The following is a 16,906-nucleotide window of genomic DNA, read 5'->3' as shown; positions in this document are numbered from 1 at the left end:
GACAAACTGGAAAACTTCCGGCAGTAGCTGGTGGAGGAGTGAAGGTAAAAAGCATTAATCACATTTTACGGAGTCAGCCTCAAATGACCATACTTACATCAGAACAAATTGCACAATATCGCTCTGAATTGGCGAGCGATCCAGAGGCATTAGCTGCACTTGACGAAGTTGAAGCTTGTGATAACAGTTTAGAAGATGCAGCAGAAGTGTTAGCAATTGAGTCGGGATACACAAAATCCACTCTGGCAGAGTCAGACCAAAGTTATTTAGACAAGTTAACCGAGAAAGCACGAAAAGTTATCTGTAGCAAATACACAGGTGATTTACTAGAATTATTCAAGGATTTGAGAGATTTTATGCCGTTTCCTGCTAATTTAGCAACCTTAGTTGCTATCAACGTGACTAAAATAGGTGTTAATAAGTTTTGCGAGTCGTCAGAGTCTGAAGCTTAGATTCCTGTAGCTGTAAAGGCTGCCCAATCGGAAGGGTGAGCAAAGGGATATGCTTGAGATAGGCGATATGTTATTGAGGCCTCAGCTTTCCTACGCTCTACTTTTGGCAGTTTACTAAGGATTTCATCAATTAGAGGCTTGTATTTAATCAGGCTTTTTTTAAATTCGTCCACAGTTAAATCCCGTAGCCGTTTCTGTGCTAGGTTGAGGGCGATCGCAATATCTCCCTCTTCTAACTGTTTATATTTTCTCAGGTTTTCATAAAACTCAATCATCAGAAAAGCAGCAGACAGTTGATCAACCTCCCAAAGGGTACTGACGACGCTAGGACTACCTGCAAACAGAAAACCACTTGGTAAACCGATATACTCATCGCTGATGCTGTTAAAATCTGTCATGCCAGTTTCACAAGCTGAGAGGATAACCAGGCGACATTGATTTAAGTCTAGAGCAAAGATTTCTCCCAGCGTCAGGTGTCCATCCGCCAAAATTAGAGCTGATTTTTCAAAGTTAAATGTAGCATGACCGAAGAAGTGGAAGCAGTGGGCAGAGCGTAGTTGTTCTGATTGAATGAGGCTAGCTTTTATTGCTTTGTCTCCAGGGAGAACATAGTCATTCGGCTGAAAATAAGGACGGATAGCTTCAACTCCAAAATCAACATAGGGACGGTCTTTAGTAGGATTTTGAACAGCAAATAGGTGGGTAAAGTCGGGGCGTTGTCGTTTTTGTGCTTGTAGTAATAGCTGACAACTCGGTGCATAGCTGACACCTTTGGGGAAAATATCGAGGAGGCACAATTCACCGACTGGTAAAGCATGAAGGGGGAAAAGATGTAAGGCCAGATGGGGGATGAGGATTAGCTGCTGACAATCTTTGGGAAGATGGGAAAGAATCTCATCCAAGTGCAATATCTTTGCTAATTCCTTGAGTCGCGGAGTTAGCTGAGTCATCCAGTTGTCTTTTTGCTCGTAGTAATCATCTATATAAGCATTAGCCCAATATACCAAAGCATTTCGGTCATCGATGGTGGCAGACAAAACGAAGGGTTGCGGGCTGTGGTGGGTAAAGATAAATGTATGGAAGCTTTCACGAGTGATATACCACTCGATAATTGCAGTGTGGTCATCTAAAGTTGCCTGAAAGTGGTCAAAGTTGAAGCCAGAACCGATGGGTAGATAGCGGTTTTGTAAGTCGTTGCGCTGCTGTCGTAACTGCACAAGATGTAGCGCTATAGTTTCTGGGTTATCGGTTTTACCAGTCTGGATTTTGTTCTGATTAGTAGCAATTTCGTCTCGAAGTTGTTCTAGTTCTGTGACAGCTTCTGGGGGGAAAATGTTATGTAAATCACGGGTGAGGATTTGTTCAACTAGGTTACGATTTTTGCTGCGTTCGGCATATTCAATCGCTGCGGTGTAATTGCCCATCTCTAGGCACACTTCCACCAGAGATTGATAGCTTTTGTTCCATTCCTCAGCTAGTTTTTGCTTAGATTCATCTCCAGAGACTATCTCGCTACGCAGAAATTCCACTGTTTCAATAGCAGTGGCAAAGGCATCATAGGCAAGAGGCTGCTGGTTTATTTGTTGGTAGGCAAGTCCAAGGTTAAATAAGGTTTCGGTATAATCTTGGGGCAAAGCATCACGGGTGTAAACTTCAAGTGCTGCTTGGTAATAGCGAATTGCCACTTCTAAATTTTCTGCCTTGTCTCCTGTGATTCTGTTAAAGTAAGCAGCAGCCAGATTATGTTGAGTCATTGCCCAATCTAGGGGAAATACTTCGCGATTGAAAACTGATAGTACGGCTTGGCAATAGCCAATAGCCACTTCTAAGTTTCCTGCCTTATCTCCTGTAATTCTGTATAAGTAGGCAATACCCAGGTTGTTGTGAGTCAATGCCCAATTTTGAGGAAAAGCATCGCGGTTGTAAACAGAAAGTGCTGCTTGGCAATAGCCAATTGTGGCTTCTAAATTCTCTGCCTTGTCTCCTATGATTCTATCACGGTAGGCATTAGCCAGATTATGTTGAATCAATGCCCATTTGTTGGGAAAAGCCTCACAATTGTAAACCGAAAGTGCGGCTTGATAATAGCCAATTGCGAGTTCTAAATTCTCAGACTTGTCTCCTTTAATTCTCTCATAGTAGGCATTAGCAAGATTATTTTGAGTCGCTGCCCAACTTTGAGTAAAAGCTTCGCCTGCGTAAACAGAAAGTGCAGCTTGGCAATGATTAATTGCAACTTCTAAATTCTCAGACTTGTCTCCTTTAATTCTCTCATAGTAGGCATAGCCAAGATTATTTTGAGTCATTGCCCAATATTGGGGAAAGCCATCGCAGGTGTGAACCTCAAGTGCAGCTTGATAATAGCCAATTGCGACTTCTAAATTCTCTGCCCTGTTTTCTTTGATTCTGTATGAGTAGGCATTGCCAAGATTATGTTGAGTCATTGCCCAATCTTCGGGAAGGGCTTCGCGGGTGTGAACCTCAAGTGTGAATTGATAATAGCTAATTGCCACTTCTAAATTCTCTGCCCTGTCTCCTTTGATTCGGTCTGAGTAGGCATTAGCCAGATTATTTTGAGTTGCTGCCCAACCTTGAGGAGAGGCTTCGCGAGTAAAGACAATAGCCACAACTTCATGACCTGCGATCGCAATCTCCAAATTGTTAGCTACACTCCCCAGAGGGAACTCATAAATCCAGTTGCTAAAAGTACCAATAATCGCCGCAATGTATTGTGCTTCTTCTGATTTCACCTCTGACAGTTTCGCTGTTGTCCAATCTCGCAATGCAGAGGCAAAGTCATCATCCAATTTATCTAGGTTATCTTGCAGCAGTTGGTACACCACCTGCTGGTTTCCCTTGCTATCTTGAGTTGCCTGCAATACCTCCATCAAGAAATCAAAATACACCTCTAGGGATGTTGCCGCTGAAGAGTTGGCAATCATCTCACCCAAATGAGAAGCCCAATTTCGCAACCAAGTAGCGTTATTCTCATCCCCCTGCTGTGCCAGATAGTCAGCAACTTGTAGCATCATTTGCACTAACCCATCATCAACCAACTCTGAGTTAGCATTCAAAATCTCTGTTGCTTCATCTTCAGTCGGACAATTTAATAACAAATAGATCAGATGCAGATAGGCTTGACGGTGGCTTTCATCCATTGTGGGCGATATTCGGAGTAGTGATGTTATTTTCTACATCAGGATTTGCACTTTTTCGGGATGCAAAATAATATTCCCTACAGGGGGCCTTAGTTGCTGCTACTACGCATCCAAAAACCCGAATTCTGGCAAAAGTCGGGTTTCTCAGAAATCCTGTATAATAATCGATCTTACCTAGCTAACTCTAATTTTGCCGCCCGCTTGTTTAAATGGTAACTAGCGCTTTCTTCGAGCAATTGACGAGCAAAACTAGGTTGTTGGGAGTTCAATAAATGCAAAATATCTCGATACAAACGACAAGCCTCATCATCATTTAAAATGCGGCTGTGGAGGATTCTAGTCCATTCCGAAGCAACGAGCATTAATTGCGGTACAACTGTAACAAACGCTTGAATCTGTGCTGACACATCAAAAGATTCTAGAAAATGAATCAAACCAAACATGACTTCTGGCTGTTCGCAGCGATCGTCTAAAATCAGATGTAAATCTGGCAAATCTTTATCTTGAGGACGCTCGGCAAGTGAGGCTAAAGCATTTTCAAAAGCTATAACTTCATCAGCCGAGCGCATCAATTTCTTCGCTTCTAAAATACTAATCCAGATTTTTTTTTTCATCAACTATTACCTTCCTCGTCTGATTCACCTATTATCGGTTTTTGAGCAGCGTGTCGCACAAAAATAATCTGAACGCTATCATCAACAATCGTAAACAGAATCCGATAGGCATTTCGTCCCTTGCCGTAAACCAGTTGTCTGATTTCTTCGTCAAAAAAACTATTCTCAAATGCTAATGAACAACGAGAAGGCATATTTTCTAGCGATAAAGTAGCTTTATACAATCCTTCTAACCAAGTTCTAGCCTTCAGAGAAGAATGATTACTTAACCAAAAATAGGCTTCCTCAATGGCTTTTTGCGCTGCGGGTTGGATAATGACTTGATATTTCTGATTCATGGGGAACTGTCTAACTTATCAAGCAGTTGATTAAAGAAATCTTCGGCTTTTTTCCCTTCGCCTCGCGAGCTTTGTTCCAACCCCAGTTTAATTCCCTTTAAAGTTTCCAATAACTCAAACGCATCTAAAAGCTTCTGATAGGATTCAGCATCCTGAACAACTAACTCAGCTTTCCCGTTGACAGTTAGAACCACAGGATGTTTGGTTTGCTTGATCCGCTGCACAAACTCAGTGGTATTGCGTTTAAAATCCGTGAGAGAATGTATGTCTTTTGAAAGGTTTATCATAAATAACATTAAATTAGCATCTAATTTAATGTTAAACTATACCTTCGGAGTTTGTCAATCTAATTTTGAAAGTAAAAAAGACTGTGACACGATAGAATAGATAATAGCCATCGCGAGGCCGCACAATATGTTCAACAACACCATTACCATTCCCCAAACCTTCAAAGTAACTCACGAACAGTTCCAGCAAATTGCTGCCGTCAACCGTGAGTTAAGACTAGAGAGAACAGCTACAGGAGAATTAATTGTTATGCCCCCCACAGGAAGCGAGACAGGCAATCGAAACCTAGATATTGAAGGACAACTCTGGCTGTGGAATCGCCAAACCAAGCTGGGAGTAGCATTTAACTCTTCTAGCGGTTTTCAACTGCCCAATGGTGCCGATCGCTCCCCTGATGCTTCCTGGGTTAAATTAGAACGGTGGCAAACTCTCACACCCAAAGAACAAGAAGGTTTCGCTCCCCTTTGTCCAGACTTTGTTGTAGAATTGCGCTCTAAATCGGACAACATGGAACCATTGCGAGAAAAAATGCGGGAATACATCGCGAATGGAGCTCGTTTGGGGTGGTTAATCGATCGCAAAAATCAGAAAGTCGAAATATACAGACAAAATCGGGATGTGGAAATATTAGATAATCCCACAACTTTGTCCGGGGAAGATGTATTGCCGGGATTTGTCTTAGATTTAACAGATGTTTGGTAGCGACAGCGAAAGATTCACCAACCGCAATATAATAAATTAGAGCAGTACCTCAATCCCAAATCTCAAATCCCATGCCCCTAACGCTTTACAACAGCTTGACCCGTCGCGAATCACCTTTTGAACCCCTCGAACCAGGAAAGGTGCGGATGTATTGCTGCGGCGTTACGGTGTACGATTACTGCCACGTCGGCCACGCCCGCGCTTACATTGTTTGGGACATGGTGCGCCGCTATCTGATGTGGCGAGGATACGATGTGCGCTACGTGCAGAATTTTACAGATATTGACGACAAAATTCTCAACCGCGCCCGCGAAACAAATTCCACAATGGAAGCCGTGGCGCAACGCTTCATCGATGAATATTTCGTAGATATGGACAAGCTGAATATTCTCAGGGCCGATGAATATCCCCGCGCCACCCATACAATCGACGGCATTAAACGGCTGATTCACGAATTAGAAAATAAAGGTTATGCCTATGCTTCCGGTGGCGACGTTTACTACAAGGTGAGGCAGTTTGCCGATTACGGAAAACTTTCCGGCCGCAAGTTGGAAGAAATGCAAGCCGGGGCTAGCGGTAGATTGGAAACCGCAGAAATAGAAGCTCAAAAAAAGCAAGATTCATCTGATTTTGCCCTGTGGAAAAGCGCTAAACCCGGAGAACCTGCTTGGGATTCATCTTGGGGAAAAGGTCGCCCCGGATGGCACATCGAATGTTCGGCGATGGTGCGCGATTGCTTGGGCGAAACAATTGACATTCACTGCGGCGGTTCCGATTTAACTTTTCCGCACCATGAAAACGAAATTGCTCAATCTGAAGCCGCGACTGGCAAGTCACTTGCTAATTATTGGATGCACAATGCTTTTGTGACTGTCAATGGCAAAAAGATGTCGAAATCTTTGCACAATTTTATTACAATTCGCGATTTGTTGGATGGGAATTGGTCGGGCGATTTGGAATCTAACCCCCCCGCAGCCCAGGGCGGGCACGGGGGCACCGCCCCTACGCAGGGGGGGAGTCAGAAGTCAAAAGCGGTGGAACCGATGGCGGTGAGGCTGTTTGTGTTGATGGCGCAGTACCGCAGTCAAATTGATTTTACCGAAGAGGCGATCGCTAGCGCTAGAAATGGCTGGAATACCATCAATGAAGGTTTGCTGTTTGGGCTGCGCTACGGTTCTCAACTGAATTGGGACGTTGAGAAAACTGGACAGGATAGCAAAGCTGTGCAGGAATTCCAATCAGCGATGGACAATGATTTCAATACTCCCGGCGCTGTGACGATTTTGTTTGAATTGGCTAAGGAATTGGCCAAAGAAGGCAATATTTTAGTGCATCATGGAAAAACAGAAACTTCGCCGGATTTGTTGCAGCAAAAATGGCTGACATTGGTGAGTTTGGCGGGGGTTTTGGGTTTAGAAGTTCAGCCGGAAAGTGATAGCAATGATGCTGTTGATGGTTTGAGTGATGGGGAGATTGAGGCGATGATTCAGCAACGGAAAGATGCCCGGAAAGCTAAGAATTTCGCTGAGGGCGATCGCATTCGCAACGAACTTAAGGATCGGGGCATTACTCTGATCGATCAAAAGGATGGTACAACCATCTGGCACCGGAGTTGAAACTAAATTCATAGTCTGCGGAGGCAGACTTTGTTTGACAAGAAGCGGTTTCAACCGCCGAATTCTAAACACGCTCTAATGTCTTCCTCCGTCAACTCTGGAAAGTCGTCCATAATCTGTGCATGAGACATTCCCGCAGCCAGCCAACCCAACACATCATAAACGGTAATTCGCATTCGCCTGATGCAAGGCTTTCCACTGCGTTTACCTGCTTCAATTGTAATGATGTTGTCGCTCATGACAAAACCGAGTTTAGTACATTTTTTTAGTGTAGCCTAGTCTTAGAATAAGCGATACAATTTACTCAACTTCGCAATTTGTTCAACCTTAGAGCTAATAGCCTAACTCTATGAATACCCTCGACCAAGTGCTAGAAACTGCTTTACAACTGTCCTACGAACAGCAGGAAATGCTGATAAAAATCCTGCAAAACCGTCACCGCGAGAGTGTCCGCGCGGAAATAGCTGCTGATGCTCAACAAACCTTAGCTGATTTCCGTACAGGCAAATTTCGACACCAGTCAGCCGAGGATGTTATTGCAACATTACGCCAGTCTTTGGACGAGCCGGAAGCATGAGACAACTGGTTCTGACTCCCAAATTCAAACGAGCATTTCGCAAGTTTGTCGAACTGAGATGTTGCACCATTATCAATAAGCTTTTTAGGAACAGGCAAGATGCCTGTTCCACAAGAAAATCTACTCTTTGTGGAACAGGCATCTTGCCTGTTCTTGAGAATGGTGCAAGATGTGAGTCAAACGAAATCCTGAGATCCAGCAACGTATTGAAGAATCTCTTCAACAAATGGAAGCAGATGTATTTTTTCCAAACCTAAATACTCACAAACTAGGCGGCAAACTCGACGGTCTTCAGTCCTGCTCTTGCGGCTATGATTGCCGTATCGTTTTCTCGATTGAAGAGGATACGGAAACAAATAGTGAAGTCATTGTTTTACTCGACATCGGGACACATGATGAGGTCTATTAACTGTGTCAGTTATTATTAGACGACAACTTCATAAAAAAAATTAATTTGTATTTAACTTATTCACAAAATCCGCAACAGCCGCGACAAATTCTGCGGTTGATTCGTAGGGCAAAACATTGCGCCCCGGCATTAATAAACCTTCCGCATTGGGAAATTTAGCCAAATATTGCGCTAATCTTTCATCGGGTTTCTCTTCCTTACCTGCTTGACTGATGCTTGAGGCTTTTTCTCCCATGACAATGAGTGCAGGTCGATCGAACTTTTGAATCGTACCGCTATAATCCTGGCGCCAAAACCCCGCTAAAAACGAGAAAACCGCGTGACGGCTGTCAGGATTTGCCGCCCCAGCCTGCAAAGCATCCAACCATTCGCTGTCAACTTTTGCCGCATCGCCAAACAGTTGTTTCACAGAAAAAGAACGCAAAAACTCACCGCGTCTGGCGTAGCGGTAAAAAGCATTTCCCAAGGGAGAATTTAACAAATTCCAGACAATCCTTTGCTGTCTTTCTGTCGAATGTTTGTTCATGACAGCCCAAGCGGGAGGCCCTGCGAGGACTAAGCCGCGAATTAAATTTGAGCCGCTTTCCTGCTGCATTTTTGCTAAAGCCAAGCCTACAGACAGTAAAGCACCTTGTACGAGGACGATCGCAGGTTTTTTCACTACAGTTTCCAAGAAATACTGCAACTGTGCCGCCCAATCGTCTGGATAGCAAGCCACAGCAGGCATTTCGCAATCGCCGCAGCCCAAAAGGTCGGGATTATAAATCGGATTACTGTTCCCTGCTTTGTACCAACTCTCACAAAATCTATGCCAAAAGATTCTTGACAAACCAACTCCTATCGGATGAATTAATAACAAAGGGATGCTATCTTCTGTCGCAGTAGTTGGGTTATAAACTTCATAAGCACAACGGTAATTTTGCCATTCGTAAAACAGCGTTGGTGATTTTATAGACGAAAGGGTTGACAAATCTTTATTTGAAGGTGGTGATTGCATATTAATCTTTTAATTTTTTACTTGTTTGTTTACTTATGATGCTACGACAATGTGAGTTTTAGCTTGAACATTTGGTGGCGAGTGGGCAATCCTAATCTCTACGTTGCTGCCGAGTGCGTTGAGAAAACGAAATAGGCGTTCCGTAGAGAAATCTAATAATTTACCGCGCATCAATGCTGAGAGTGTAGGTTGATCGATTCCTAATAGCTTTGCTGCTTGGTTCTGGGTTAGTTGGCGTTCCGAAATTAATTCACTAATCTGATGAGCTAGTTCTGCCTTAATCAGTAATTCCTCTGGATTGGGTAGCCCTAAATCAGCAAAAACATTTCCACTACTGGAATGCACTTTTATTTCTTCAGTCATTTTGTTCCTCCAATTCTTGCTGTTCTAAATATTTTTTGTAGTGTTCTTTGGCACGCTTAAGTCGAGAGTCAATCAAATCTATATCTTGCTTGGGGGTAGCAATTCCCTGCTTTGATTTTTTTTGAAAAGAATGAAGAACATAGACTATTCCTTCAAATTTTACGGTATATATCGCTCGGTAAGTGTCGCCATCAAAATTCTCAACAATTTCTAGAACGCCAGCACCTTTAAATCCTTTAAGCGGTTTAGCATCAGGATGCTTTTTACCCAGTTGAGCGCGGTACAAAGCAAAACCCATAATTTGCTGAACATCTTCAGGAAAGTCGCGCAAGTCGTCACGGGAACTGCCGATCCATTCAACGGGTTTTAAGAGCGACTTCATAATCTTAATTATATTATTTATATCATATCGTTTATCATAAAATAGAGAGTGACACGATCGACAACAATATCATTACTCAATTTTGTCAGAATAATCATGTCAGAACAGCGGATTACCATTTCTTTACCTAACTTGCTGCTAATTGTAGCATCGTCCTTGCTGCTAGTGCTGCTGTGGCAATTGCGGAGCCTGCTAGTAATTCTGATGATATCAGTTGTGCTGGCTGCTTCGATCGTCCCGATCGTGAATTGGGCCCAAACGATGCGGGTTCCCCGCTGGCTGGCGGTGATTATGGTTTATTTAACTCTCATCGGCGGATTTAGTGGGACGGTAGTGTTAATCGGGCCCACAGTCATCGAACAAATAGAGTTACTGCTGCGGCAGTTACCAGTTTATGTCGAAAGTTTGCGAACTGTGGCAACTAATGTATTGAGTCGCTTGAGCGACGATGCCCCAACCTTGGTGGGTCTGGTGGACACTCAATCGCTGACTAATTGGCTGATTCGATCGAGTCAACAACTGGTTTTGCGATCGTACAGTTTAACGAGAGGCATTCTCGGCGGTTTCTTCAGCTTAGTTTTAGCATTATTTATTTCAGGTTACATGGTTGCGGACAGCGACACATTAATTAAAAGTTTGGTGCAGTTTTTCCCGAAACCTTGGGACGGAAGATTAGCCGCACAAGTGGCGCCAATTGGTCAAAGAATGGGGAGCTATATTCGCGGGCGAGTGTTAGTTTCGGGTATTTTAGGGATATTTATTACCACTGGTTTGAGCATTTTGGGAATGCCGGAATTTGCTTTAGGCTTGGGTGCGATCGCAGGTGTTACCAACTTGATTCCCTTCATCGGCCCAGTATTGGGAGCAGTACCAGCATTAATCGTAGCATTAGCTAAAGGTGGCTGGGTACTTTTGTGGGTATTACTGTTATTTGTAATCATCCAGAACTTGGAAACTTACGTCCTCGATCCTTTGCTGGTTGGTTCCTCAGTTGGTGTGCATCCTTTATATCAATTGCTGTCTGTCTTGGGAGGCGTTCAAGTATTAGGAATTATTGGAGCAGTCATTGTGCCGCCTTGGTTTGCGGGAGTAGCAGCTTTGATTGAGAACTTGTATTTAAAACCGAAACTTAGGAGTGAACATCGAGAGGCAATAGATCGGGCTAAAAATAATTCTGACTTGCCACCTCTTACACCTTCGGCGTGACAGCAGGGGAGAAAAGGAGAAGGGGAGTAGGGAATTGAAACATACAATTTATATCGTTTCTGTTGGCATCGGAATAATAATTTTCGGAGTTCAGCGCTTACGTGACCGATCGCGGGGACACTCGTACTTGGGTATAATTCCGTAGTTGCCAGGTTTGATCTTAAATTCACAACAGCAATTTTAACATCCCAGAAGCCGTTTGATATCAAATCCGTTGGCATAGGAATTATTCATCTCTCTCTTCTCTTCCTCTGCGTCCTCTGTGTCCTCTGCGGTTAAATCATTCCGGTTCAACCGGATGTGATATGACTCCAATTATTCGATCGCTACCATTGACACTTCAACAGTATCTACAAGTCTGCCGACTAATGACTGATGACTGATGACTAAAAACTAAGGATTAATTACCACTTCAATGCGGCGGTTGCGCTGCCGATTAGTATCCGAACTATTGTCTACCGAAGGGCGACTTTCCCCATAGCCGATCGCCACCCAATGATACTTCTGACCGAGTACACCCGACAAATACTGCACCACAGCCTGAGCCCGCGCAAACGACACATTGCGATTATCCGCCGCTTCCCCCGCGTCGTCAGTGTGGCCCGCAACCCGCACAGTTGCCCCCTCGTGATTGCCCAACTCCGCCACCAAATTGTCCAAAATCGCATTAGTACCCGCGCGCAAAGAAATGCTGCCAGTATCAAACAAAACATCGCTGGGCAGAGTCACCATCAGCCCATCCCCCCCAAACACCGGATTATTGGCATTCTGTGGGGCAGTATTCACCGTTTCAGGGTTCAGACTGGGGCTGCTGCCGATCGCGGGTAAAGCAGGAACAGGACTTGTCGCCGTTTCCGGCCCCGCCAATTCCCGCGACATCAACTGCAAACGCTTTTCCAAAGTTTCCGTCGGCCGGCTGCTGCCCAACTGACTCTCCAAAGCCGCCGTGCGGCCAATCAGCGCGTTGAGTTCGCCCTGCAACTGTCTCAAATCTGACAGCAATTTCTCTCTCTGGGCAGGACTGACTGTTGACTGGGGACTTGGTGTAGCGGTTGGTGGCGGAAGCGCCGGAATTGGCGTTGCTGGGGCGCGTTTCGGGCTGGAGGTCAAATTTTGAGTTCCACGCAGCAATCTCTCTGCCAGCGGCATTTCCGTCGCGCCTGACGGATAAATTTGAGCGATCGCCATCCCCAAAACCCACGCAAAACCGCTGCCCACCCCCAGCAGCAGCAGTCGAAAAATCAGCGACAGTAAAAGCAAACCTTTTCCCCGCGACTTGGAGACGCGAGTGGGGGGGATTGAAGGTTTTTGGTTAAAAGATCGCGTCATATTTCATCCCTCTCGGTGTACAGACCACATTAATTTCGATACTATCTTACCTATCCGATTGGAAATTTGAGATTTGAGATTTGAGATTTGGCCTCCAATCTAAAATCTAAAAAAGAAACCCGGTTTATATAAATCTGGGGTTTAGTGGCGAAGCATCGAGGCAGAAACCGGGTTTCTAGTCCGTTGCGTGCCAGCCTGAATCTGTTGGATAATTCAGTAAAACTTTTGGAAAAAAAACCGATGACTGACCCTTTAAATAGCCCTTATCCCGTTCCTTGGGAATGGATTAGTGCCACTCATGCTAAAGTGAGCTCCACTGCCGGCACAGGCCTCCGCTATTATCGCAGTCCATCCCTAGTATCAACTAACGGCCAATACGCAGCTTACAGTCGAATTGAGTTGCAAGTACAGCCGGAATTCTCCCGGTGTCGGGTTAGCAGCGTCATGTTTGTGGAAAATCTCAAAACCGGGGAACTGCAAACAGTGGCGGCTGCTTCGCCCCTGGCCGAAAGTGGGATGTATGCTAGCGATGATACAGATATGTCCGGGACGATCGCCATTTTAGTGCCTGTTTCTTGGAATCAAGACGGTTCCCGCATTCTCGCCCGCGAATTTGAAGCACTTTTCAACTCTTCGGATATGTCCGACTACGGTGTCATTTGGGACAAAAATGATAATTACACTTATACAGTTGCTCCCGCTCGCAGTCTTTACACTCATGCTGTATTGTTGGGTTGGAGTCAAGTTTGTCCCGGACAAGTTCTGTTCCGCGCAGGCAATTTGGGCGATCGATCTTGGCCTCTTTGTGCAGTGGATATGACAGGGCAAACCGTAGCAGTCACCGAGGACAAACCCCTAGTTTTCGGCAGTCAAGCCAGCACAGACTGGATCGAACCTAAAACTCGTTTTTAGATATTATGGCGGCATTTTCTTGGATATGGCCCACAATTTTTCTAGTGTCAGGTCAGTCTTTCAACCAATTCATTTTGACGCTGGCGCTGATAGTTATGGCTGTTATTTCCGGTCTAACAGCTTTTATTTTTATTCGGATTTTCATTAATTGGTTGCAAGCGAAATTGGAGGCAAACCGCCCTTTTTTTATACGCTCGTTTACCAGAAATACGGGCAATTCAACCGCTAATATTTCCGAACCAGAAAACTTGTTTTTAGAACCCCGATTCGTAGAAAGTGACGGGAATTTAACTGCTACTATTTTTGGAGGCAAAAGCGATATTTCAGCAGCGCTTCAGCCGGAGATAATTTGCGATAATTCAGCATCCGTTGCCTATCTATACAAGCCGATCGCTCTTTGGCACGGGCGCTTAATTTTGCCCTCACATGAACAGCGCCAGCCCTACGGTACCGTGTTTTTTGAAGTAATAAATGCACCCAAAAAATATAAAAACTTTATTGGCAAAACAGCATTTTTAAAATGGAGTACAAATCGCGAAGTACAGTTTTTTGTCCACGCAGTCAGTCAAGATATAAACTTTACACAAGAAACTAAAAAAAGTCAAAAATCTGGCAACATCCATCCAGATAGATTGAACGGTTGGCGAAATGTCGGCCCTTTAGAAACTCTAGCAGGCACCCGACTCGAAGACAGCGTGACTGTGATGCTGCGAAGACCGGTGATTGCGATTCATTATAGCAGCAGCGATCGCCAGGAACTCACGATCGATCGCGAACCAGTACAAATTATCGGACGTTTCTGCGCCTTAGTCACAATTTTACAGCGAAAAGAAGGCGACAGCGACAAATTCATTGTCCGGCATTTCAACAAAACATCTCAACAATTTGACGGCGCCGCCGAAATCATTCGGATTCCCCAAGTACAGCCAGACAAACATGGCGTAGCGAGGTCTACCAATCACCTGATCGAAAAATCGCCATTAAATCCAGACGGCTGGTACATTTACGGCGAAAGAGACGAAGACAGTATATTTGTAGTGGAGGCAATCGAACCCCGCAAAATTGCTCAATTAATCCCAGATGAAACACATTTCGGACTCAAAAAATCTCTCGATTATTTAAGCAGCAAAAATTGGGAAAATACACCAGCCCAAAAAGGGCAAGCAAAAAGAGTATTGTTAACCCCAAATGATGCTACAGAAAACGCTTCAATCTCTCCTTGGCAAGAAGGAGATATCGGGATAGTGATTCACAGTTTCGGGGGTATCGGCGGCAAAAAAGGCGAACGACCACCGCTGGGAATTGTCACCGGACATTTTGCTTTCGGAGTAGCAAAAGTAGTGCGCGATCGCTTTACCAGCGAACTGCGTTTTGACATAGAATACAAACAAGTTTACGCCCACAATCCTGACGGAATTGTCGCCGGTTCCAGCAAATGGCAAAGCTACATGGGAGACTTGCAGCGCGGCTGGTTGGGCGATCGCCCGGTTTGCGATATCATCTGTAAATTAGACTGCGTGTGTTGCGACTACGATTTTGACGGCATAACCTTGTCGCCTTTAACCGAATTAAACCAGCAACTAGATATCATGATGGCCCGCTACCGCAGCGGAGACGGCACCGGCGCAAGTTTAGTCACGCCAGCAACTTCTTGCGTCCAAGATTCAAGTCAGGCAATTTACGCGACAATTAAAAAAATCACTTCCGAAATAGAGTCAAATCCTCAGATTCAAGACTGGTTGAAAACACATCCCACCGACGCACAAACCCAAAGGTTTCACCAATTAGTAGCTTTAGGAGAGAGTTTAGAAAAAGTATTAATGCCCCTCGGCATTGTCCGTCCAGATTGGCGGAAAAATTCGAGATTAGCGGGGATTGATTCTGAACTAAAAAAAACCTTTTTTGCTGGTATAGCAACCCTGATAAAAGCTGCTATTAGTTACCGAACAATGCTGCCGAGGCGAACCCAAGATGAAATCGCCAAAGTTTTATTAAAACAAGGAGCTTTTTTGTGGATAATTCGCACAAATCAAGTCGGAGGATTTGACCCAGATATTGAGCCGATCGCACCAACAGGCCTTTGAATCAGCAATCGGTTTGTAGATGATTCGGCGATTTAAATCGCTACTAGAAAAACCAAGTCTGCCTCCCCAGACTAAGAGATTGATATCATGTCCGGTCAATTAGCCTGATTCCTGTAGGGGCGGGTTCACCAACAATATTTGCTAAAAACCGACAATCTCAAAAACCCGCCCCGGCAATTGTATTATGCGCGATCGATCGGACATGGTATGAGGCAGCATTTAAGCGGGATTTGGTATCAGTCAACAGTCAACAGTCAACCGTTAACAGTCAACACTTAACCGTTAACAGTCAACAATCAACCATTACCAAGGAGTGACTTGAACTTTACCACCCGGTGCCAAAACTACGCGGAAATCAGCCAGCGGTTCCGCAGGTGGCCTGGTGCCAACAGGTTTGTAAAGCAACTCCGACAAAGGCGTTTCGGATCGATCGACTGCTGCCGAATTTTCCGGCTTGTAACCGACAATCGCCCCGTCTTGGGCCGCACTCACCCGATAAACCAACTCCGCATCAACCGGAGGCTTATCCTTCACAACTCCGTCAATTTGCTGGGAAAGTTTGCCCCTCAACAGCTCAATTTGCCCTGGATCGGTAATTGGCACCGCGCCCACCTCTGGGCTTGCCAAACCTTCAGCAACAGGAGTGGGCGTGCTTTCCGGCGAAGTGCTCGACTGCGGTGTGGCCAACGGTGAAGCGTCCGGCTGCGGCGCGGGGCTCGGAGTCGGCGAAAGCGATTCAGCGTTTGGAGTTTGAGTCCCAGGCAGCAAACCGTCAGCAGGAGGCGTGGGATTGGGATTAGGCGAACCCGATCCACCCGGATTCGCCGTCCCCTGATTCTGGCCGGCTGGATTCGGCTGCCGCACCGGATCTCTCGGACGTTGGACTTCCGGCACCGGCACCAAGAAAAACGCCATCGCAGCCAAAGCCAAACTCGACACGCCCACGACAGCGGGCAAAGTCCGCTTCGCCAAAGGTTCGGCCGACTTGACGTAACGCTTGGAAATTGGGGTTAATTGCAGCGACAATTCCGGCAGCGTCTGCGTGTCGGCAAAAAACTGATCGATCGCCTCTACCAAGTCAAATAGCTGTACCGTCGTCAAATCTACTTTTGCCGACAGTTCTGTTTTTTGATCGATTTGGGTTGGGCTGCCTGTGGAGGCGGGTAGAACGGTCAATCGGTGCAAATTCCCGTCAATTCTGTGCAACTGCACCATACCCAAATTCGGGCCGTAGCGATCGGGATAATGCACTCCGCTCATAAATTCTTGAGCGTAGCTGCTGACGGCCCTCACCAAGCTTTCAAAAAAGTCTCGTCCCCCGCTTAGGGGCTCGCCGAGACCTGTCACATAGCATTCAGCGCTCATTAATATCGAAAGCACCGGCCTTATATCTAACTGGCTGGCTGCCGATCCATCGCTCAACCCTTCTAGAACCAGGGTGCAATTTGGCAGACTGTACTGACGCCTAATAGTCATTTT

Annotated in this window: 18 protein-coding genes; 8 read left to right on the top strand and 10 right to left on the bottom strand. The window is 45.3% G+C overall.

The window, feature by feature from the left end; all coding sequences use genetic code 11:
• Positions 1 to 83: 83 nt before the first annotated feature.
• The gene (locus QUB12_RS17060; RefSeq protein ID WP_333142949.1) at positions 84 to 452 is read left to right on the top strand and encodes a hypothetical protein; all 369 of its coding nucleotides are present in this window, start codon (positions 84 to 86) and stop codon (positions 450 to 452) included.
• On the opposite strand, the gene QUB12_RS17055 is transcribed toward QUB12_RS17060, so the two are convergent.
• The 4 genes from QUB12_RS17055 to QUB12_RS17040 form a co-directional block, all read right to left on the bottom strand.
• Positions 449 to 3,610: a CHAT domain-containing tetratricopeptide repeat protein gene (locus QUB12_RS17055; protein ID WP_333142950.1), complete on the bottom strand. Its 3,162-nt coding sequence runs from the start codon at positions 3,608 to 3,610 to the stop codon at positions 449 to 451. The genes QUB12_RS17060 and QUB12_RS17055 overlap by 4 nt on opposite strands.
• Before the next feature lie 170 nt (positions 3,611 to 3,780).
• Entirely contained in the window at positions 3,781 to 4,224 is a 444-nt protein-coding gene (locus tag QUB12_RS17050; protein ID WP_333142951.1) for an Imm30 family immunity protein, read from the bottom strand.
• Positions 4,224 to 4,562, bottom strand: coding sequence for a type II toxin-antitoxin system RelE/ParE family toxin (locus QUB12_RS17045; RefSeq protein ID WP_333142952.1), 339 nt, complete (start codon positions 4,560 to 4,562; stop codon positions 4,224 to 4,226). Before QUB12_RS17045 ends, QUB12_RS17050 begins: the two co-directional genes overlap by 1 nt.
• Positions 4,559 to 4,849: a type II toxin-antitoxin system Phd/YefM family antitoxin gene (locus QUB12_RS17040; RefSeq protein WP_333142953.1), complete on the bottom strand. Its 291-nt coding sequence runs from the start codon at positions 4,847 to 4,849 to the stop codon at positions 4,559 to 4,561. The genes QUB12_RS17045 and QUB12_RS17040 overlap by 4 nt, the downstream gene beginning before the upstream one ends.
• Positions 4,850 to 4,976: 127 nt before the next feature.
• Here QUB12_RS17040 and QUB12_RS17035 point away from each other — a divergent pair, with 127 nt between their 5' ends.
• Together QUB12_RS17035 and cysS are read left to right on the top strand one after the other, a co-directional pair.
• Positions 4,977 to 5,552: a Uma2 family endonuclease gene (locus QUB12_RS17035; RefSeq protein ID WP_333142954.1), complete on the top strand. Its 576-nt coding sequence runs from the start codon at positions 4,977 to 4,979 to the stop codon at positions 5,550 to 5,552.
• Positions 5,553 to 5,623: 71 nt separating this feature from the next.
• The gene (gene cysS / locus QUB12_RS17030; protein ID WP_333142955.1) at positions 5,624 to 7,168 is read left to right on the top strand and encodes a cysteine--tRNA ligase; all 1,545 of its coding nucleotides are present in this window, start codon (positions 5,624 to 5,626) and stop codon (positions 7,166 to 7,168) included.
• 50 nt (positions 7,169 to 7,218) lie between these two features.
• Here the strand turns inward: cysS and QUB12_RS17025 are convergent, their stop codons facing one another.
• Complete coding sequence (locus QUB12_RS17025) at positions 7,219 to 7,407, bottom strand: DUF433 domain-containing protein (protein ID WP_333142956.1); 189 nt, start codon at positions 7,405 to 7,407, stop codon at positions 7,219 to 7,221.
• Positions 7,408 to 7,517: 110 nt separating this feature from the next.
• Here QUB12_RS17025 and QUB12_RS17020 point away from each other — a divergent pair, with 110 nt between their 5' ends.
• A complete protein-coding gene (locus QUB12_RS17020; RefSeq protein WP_333307774.1) occupies positions 7,518 to 7,745 on the top strand; it encodes a hypothetical protein in 228 nt (75 codons plus the stop codon).
• A gap of 226 nt (positions 7,746 to 7,971) precedes the next feature.
• Positions 7,972 to 8,154 carry a plasmid stabilization protein gene (locus tag QUB12_RS17015; protein ID WP_333307772.1) on the top strand — a complete coding sequence of 61 codons (183 nt, stop codon included), beginning with the start codon at positions 7,972 to 7,974 and terminating at the stop codon, positions 8,152 to 8,154.
• 40 nt (positions 8,155 to 8,194) lie between these two features.
• Here the strand turns inward: QUB12_RS17015 and QUB12_RS17010 are convergent, their stop codons facing one another.
• Genes QUB12_RS17010 through QUB12_RS17000 form a run of 3 tightly spaced genes read right to left on the bottom strand, consistent with a single transcriptional unit; the run spans position 8,195 to position 9,896 of the window.
• Complete coding sequence (locus QUB12_RS17010; RefSeq protein WP_333307770.1) at positions 8,195 to 9,151, bottom strand: alpha/beta fold hydrolase; 957 nt, start codon at positions 9,149 to 9,151, stop codon at positions 8,195 to 8,197.
• Positions 9,152 to 9,184: 33 nt separating this feature from the next.
• Positions 9,185 to 9,514 (bottom strand): helix-turn-helix transcriptional regulator, encoded by a 330-nt coding sequence (locus QUB12_RS17005; protein ID WP_333142960.1) that lies wholly within the window; start codon positions 9,512 to 9,514, stop codon positions 9,185 to 9,187.
• On the bottom strand, positions 9,507 to 9,896 hold the full coding sequence (locus QUB12_RS17000) for a type II toxin-antitoxin system RelE/ParE family toxin (protein WP_333142961.1): 390 nt from the start codon (positions 9,894 to 9,896) through the stop codon (positions 9,507 to 9,509). The genes QUB12_RS17005 and QUB12_RS17000 overlap by 8 nt, the downstream gene beginning before the upstream one ends.
• A 96-nt stretch (positions 9,897 to 9,992) precedes the next feature.
• Here QUB12_RS17000 and QUB12_RS16995 point away from each other — a divergent pair, with 96 nt between their 5' ends.
• Positions 9,993 to 11,102 (top strand): AI-2E family transporter, encoded by a 1,110-nt coding sequence (locus tag QUB12_RS16995; RefSeq protein WP_333142962.1) that lies wholly within the window; start codon positions 9,993 to 9,995, stop codon positions 11,100 to 11,102.
• Positions 11,103 to 11,495: 393 nt separating this feature from the next.
• Here the strand turns inward: QUB12_RS16995 and QUB12_RS16990 are convergent, their stop codons facing one another.
• Positions 11,496 to 12,431, bottom strand: coding sequence for an OmpA family protein (locus QUB12_RS16990; RefSeq protein WP_333142963.1), 936 nt, complete (start codon positions 12,429 to 12,431; stop codon positions 11,496 to 11,498).
• Between the two features lie 240 nt (positions 12,432 to 12,671).
• Here QUB12_RS16990 and QUB12_RS16985 point away from each other — a divergent pair, with 240 nt between their 5' ends.
• Together QUB12_RS16985 and QUB12_RS16980 are read left to right on the top strand one after the other, a co-directional pair.
• Entirely contained in the window at positions 12,672 to 13,343 is a 672-nt protein-coding gene (locus tag QUB12_RS16985; RefSeq protein WP_333108427.1) for a hypothetical protein, read from the top strand.
• A gap of 95 nt (positions 13,344 to 13,438) precedes the next feature.
• Positions 13,439 to 15,427 carry an abortive infection protein gene (locus QUB12_RS16980; RefSeq protein WP_333307768.1) on the top strand — a complete coding sequence of 663 codons (1,989 nt, stop codon included), beginning with the start codon at positions 13,439 to 13,441 and terminating at the stop codon, positions 15,425 to 15,427.
• Positions 15,428 to 15,730: 303 nt separating this feature from the next.
• Here QUB12_RS16980 and QUB12_RS16975 read toward each other — a convergent pair whose 3' ends face one another.
• A complete protein-coding gene (locus QUB12_RS16975; RefSeq protein ID WP_333307767.1) occupies positions 15,731 to 16,903 on the bottom strand; it encodes a DUF4335 domain-containing protein in 1,173 nt (390 codons plus the stop codon).
• Between the last annotated feature and the right edge of the window lie 3 nt (positions 16,904 to 16,906).

This window comes from Microcoleus sp. B7-D4 (assembly GCF_036705125.1).
GTDB lineage: Bacteria > Cyanobacteriota > Cyanobacteriia > Cyanobacteriales > Microcoleaceae > Microcoleus.
The sequence above is the reverse complement of the archived record's forward strand: the minus strand, read 5'-3'. Positions and strand labels throughout refer to the sequence as shown.

What these genes read in the sequence shown, in the direction of transcription:
- QUB12_RS17015 (WP_333307772.1), top strand. Translation starts at nt 7,972, where the DNA reads ATGGAAGCAGATGTATTTTTTCCAAACCTAAATACTCACAAACTAGGC.
- QUB12_RS16995 (WP_333142962.1), top strand. Translation starts at nt 9,993, where the DNA reads ATGTCAGAACAGCGGATTACCATTTCTTTACCTAACTTGCTGCTAATT.
- QUB12_RS17040 (WP_333142953.1), bottom strand. Translation starts at nt 4,849, where the DNA reads ATGATAAACCTTTCAAAAGACATACATTCTCTCACGGATTTTAAACGC.
- QUB12_RS16985 (WP_333108427.1), top strand. Translation starts at nt 12,672, where the DNA reads ATGACTGACCCTTTAAATAGCCCTTATCCCGTTCCTTGGGAATGGATT.
- QUB12_RS17045 (WP_333142952.1), bottom strand. Translation starts at nt 4,562, where the DNA reads ATGAATCAGAAATATCAAGTCATTATCCAACCCGCAGCGCAAAAAGCC.
- QUB12_RS16980 (WP_333307768.1), top strand. Translation starts at nt 13,439, where the DNA reads ATGGCTGTTATTTCCGGTCTAACAGCTTTTATTTTTATTCGGATTTTC.
- QUB12_RS17060 (WP_333142949.1), top strand. Translation starts at nt 84, where the DNA reads ATGACCATACTTACATCAGAACAAATTGCACAATATCGCTCTGAATTG.
- QUB12_RS17055 (WP_333142950.1), bottom strand. Translation starts at nt 3,610, where the DNA reads ATGGATGAAAGCCACCGTCAAGCCTATCTGCATCTGATCTATTTGTTA.
- QUB12_RS17000 (WP_333142961.1), bottom strand. Translation starts at nt 9,896, where the DNA reads ATGAAGTCGCTCTTAAAACCCGTTGAATGGATCGGCAGTTCCCGTGAC.
- QUB12_RS16975 (WP_333307767.1), bottom strand. Translation starts at nt 16,903, where the DNA reads ATGACTATTAGGCGTCAGTACAGTCTGCCAAATTGCACCCTGGTTCTA.
- QUB12_RS16990 (WP_333142963.1), bottom strand. Translation starts at nt 12,431, where the DNA reads ATGACGCGATCTTTTAACCAAAAACCTTCAATCCCCCCCACTCGCGTC.
- QUB12_RS17050 (WP_333142951.1), bottom strand. Translation starts at nt 4,224, where the DNA reads ATGAAAAAAAAAATCTGGATTAGTATTTTAGAAGCGAAGAAATTGATG.
- QUB12_RS17010 (WP_333307770.1), bottom strand. Translation starts at nt 9,151, where the DNA reads ATGCAATCACCACCTTCAAATAAAGATTTGTCAACCCTTTCGTCTATA.
- QUB12_RS17035 (WP_333142954.1), top strand. Translation starts at nt 4,977, where the DNA reads ATGTTCAACAACACCATTACCATTCCCCAAACCTTCAAAGTAACTCAC.
- QUB12_RS17005 (WP_333142960.1), bottom strand. Translation starts at nt 9,514, where the DNA reads ATGACTGAAGAAATAAAAGTGCATTCCAGTAGTGGAAATGTTTTTGCT.
- QUB12_RS17025 (WP_333142956.1), bottom strand. Translation starts at nt 7,407, where the DNA reads ATGAGCGACAACATCATTACAATTGAAGCAGGTAAACGCAGTGGAAAG.
- cysS (WP_333142955.1), top strand. Translation starts at nt 5,624, where the DNA reads ATGCCCCTAACGCTTTACAACAGCTTGACCCGTCGCGAATCACCTTTT.
- QUB12_RS17020 (WP_333307774.1), top strand. Translation starts at nt 7,518, where the DNA reads ATGAATACCCTCGACCAAGTGCTAGAAACTGCTTTACAACTGTCCTAC.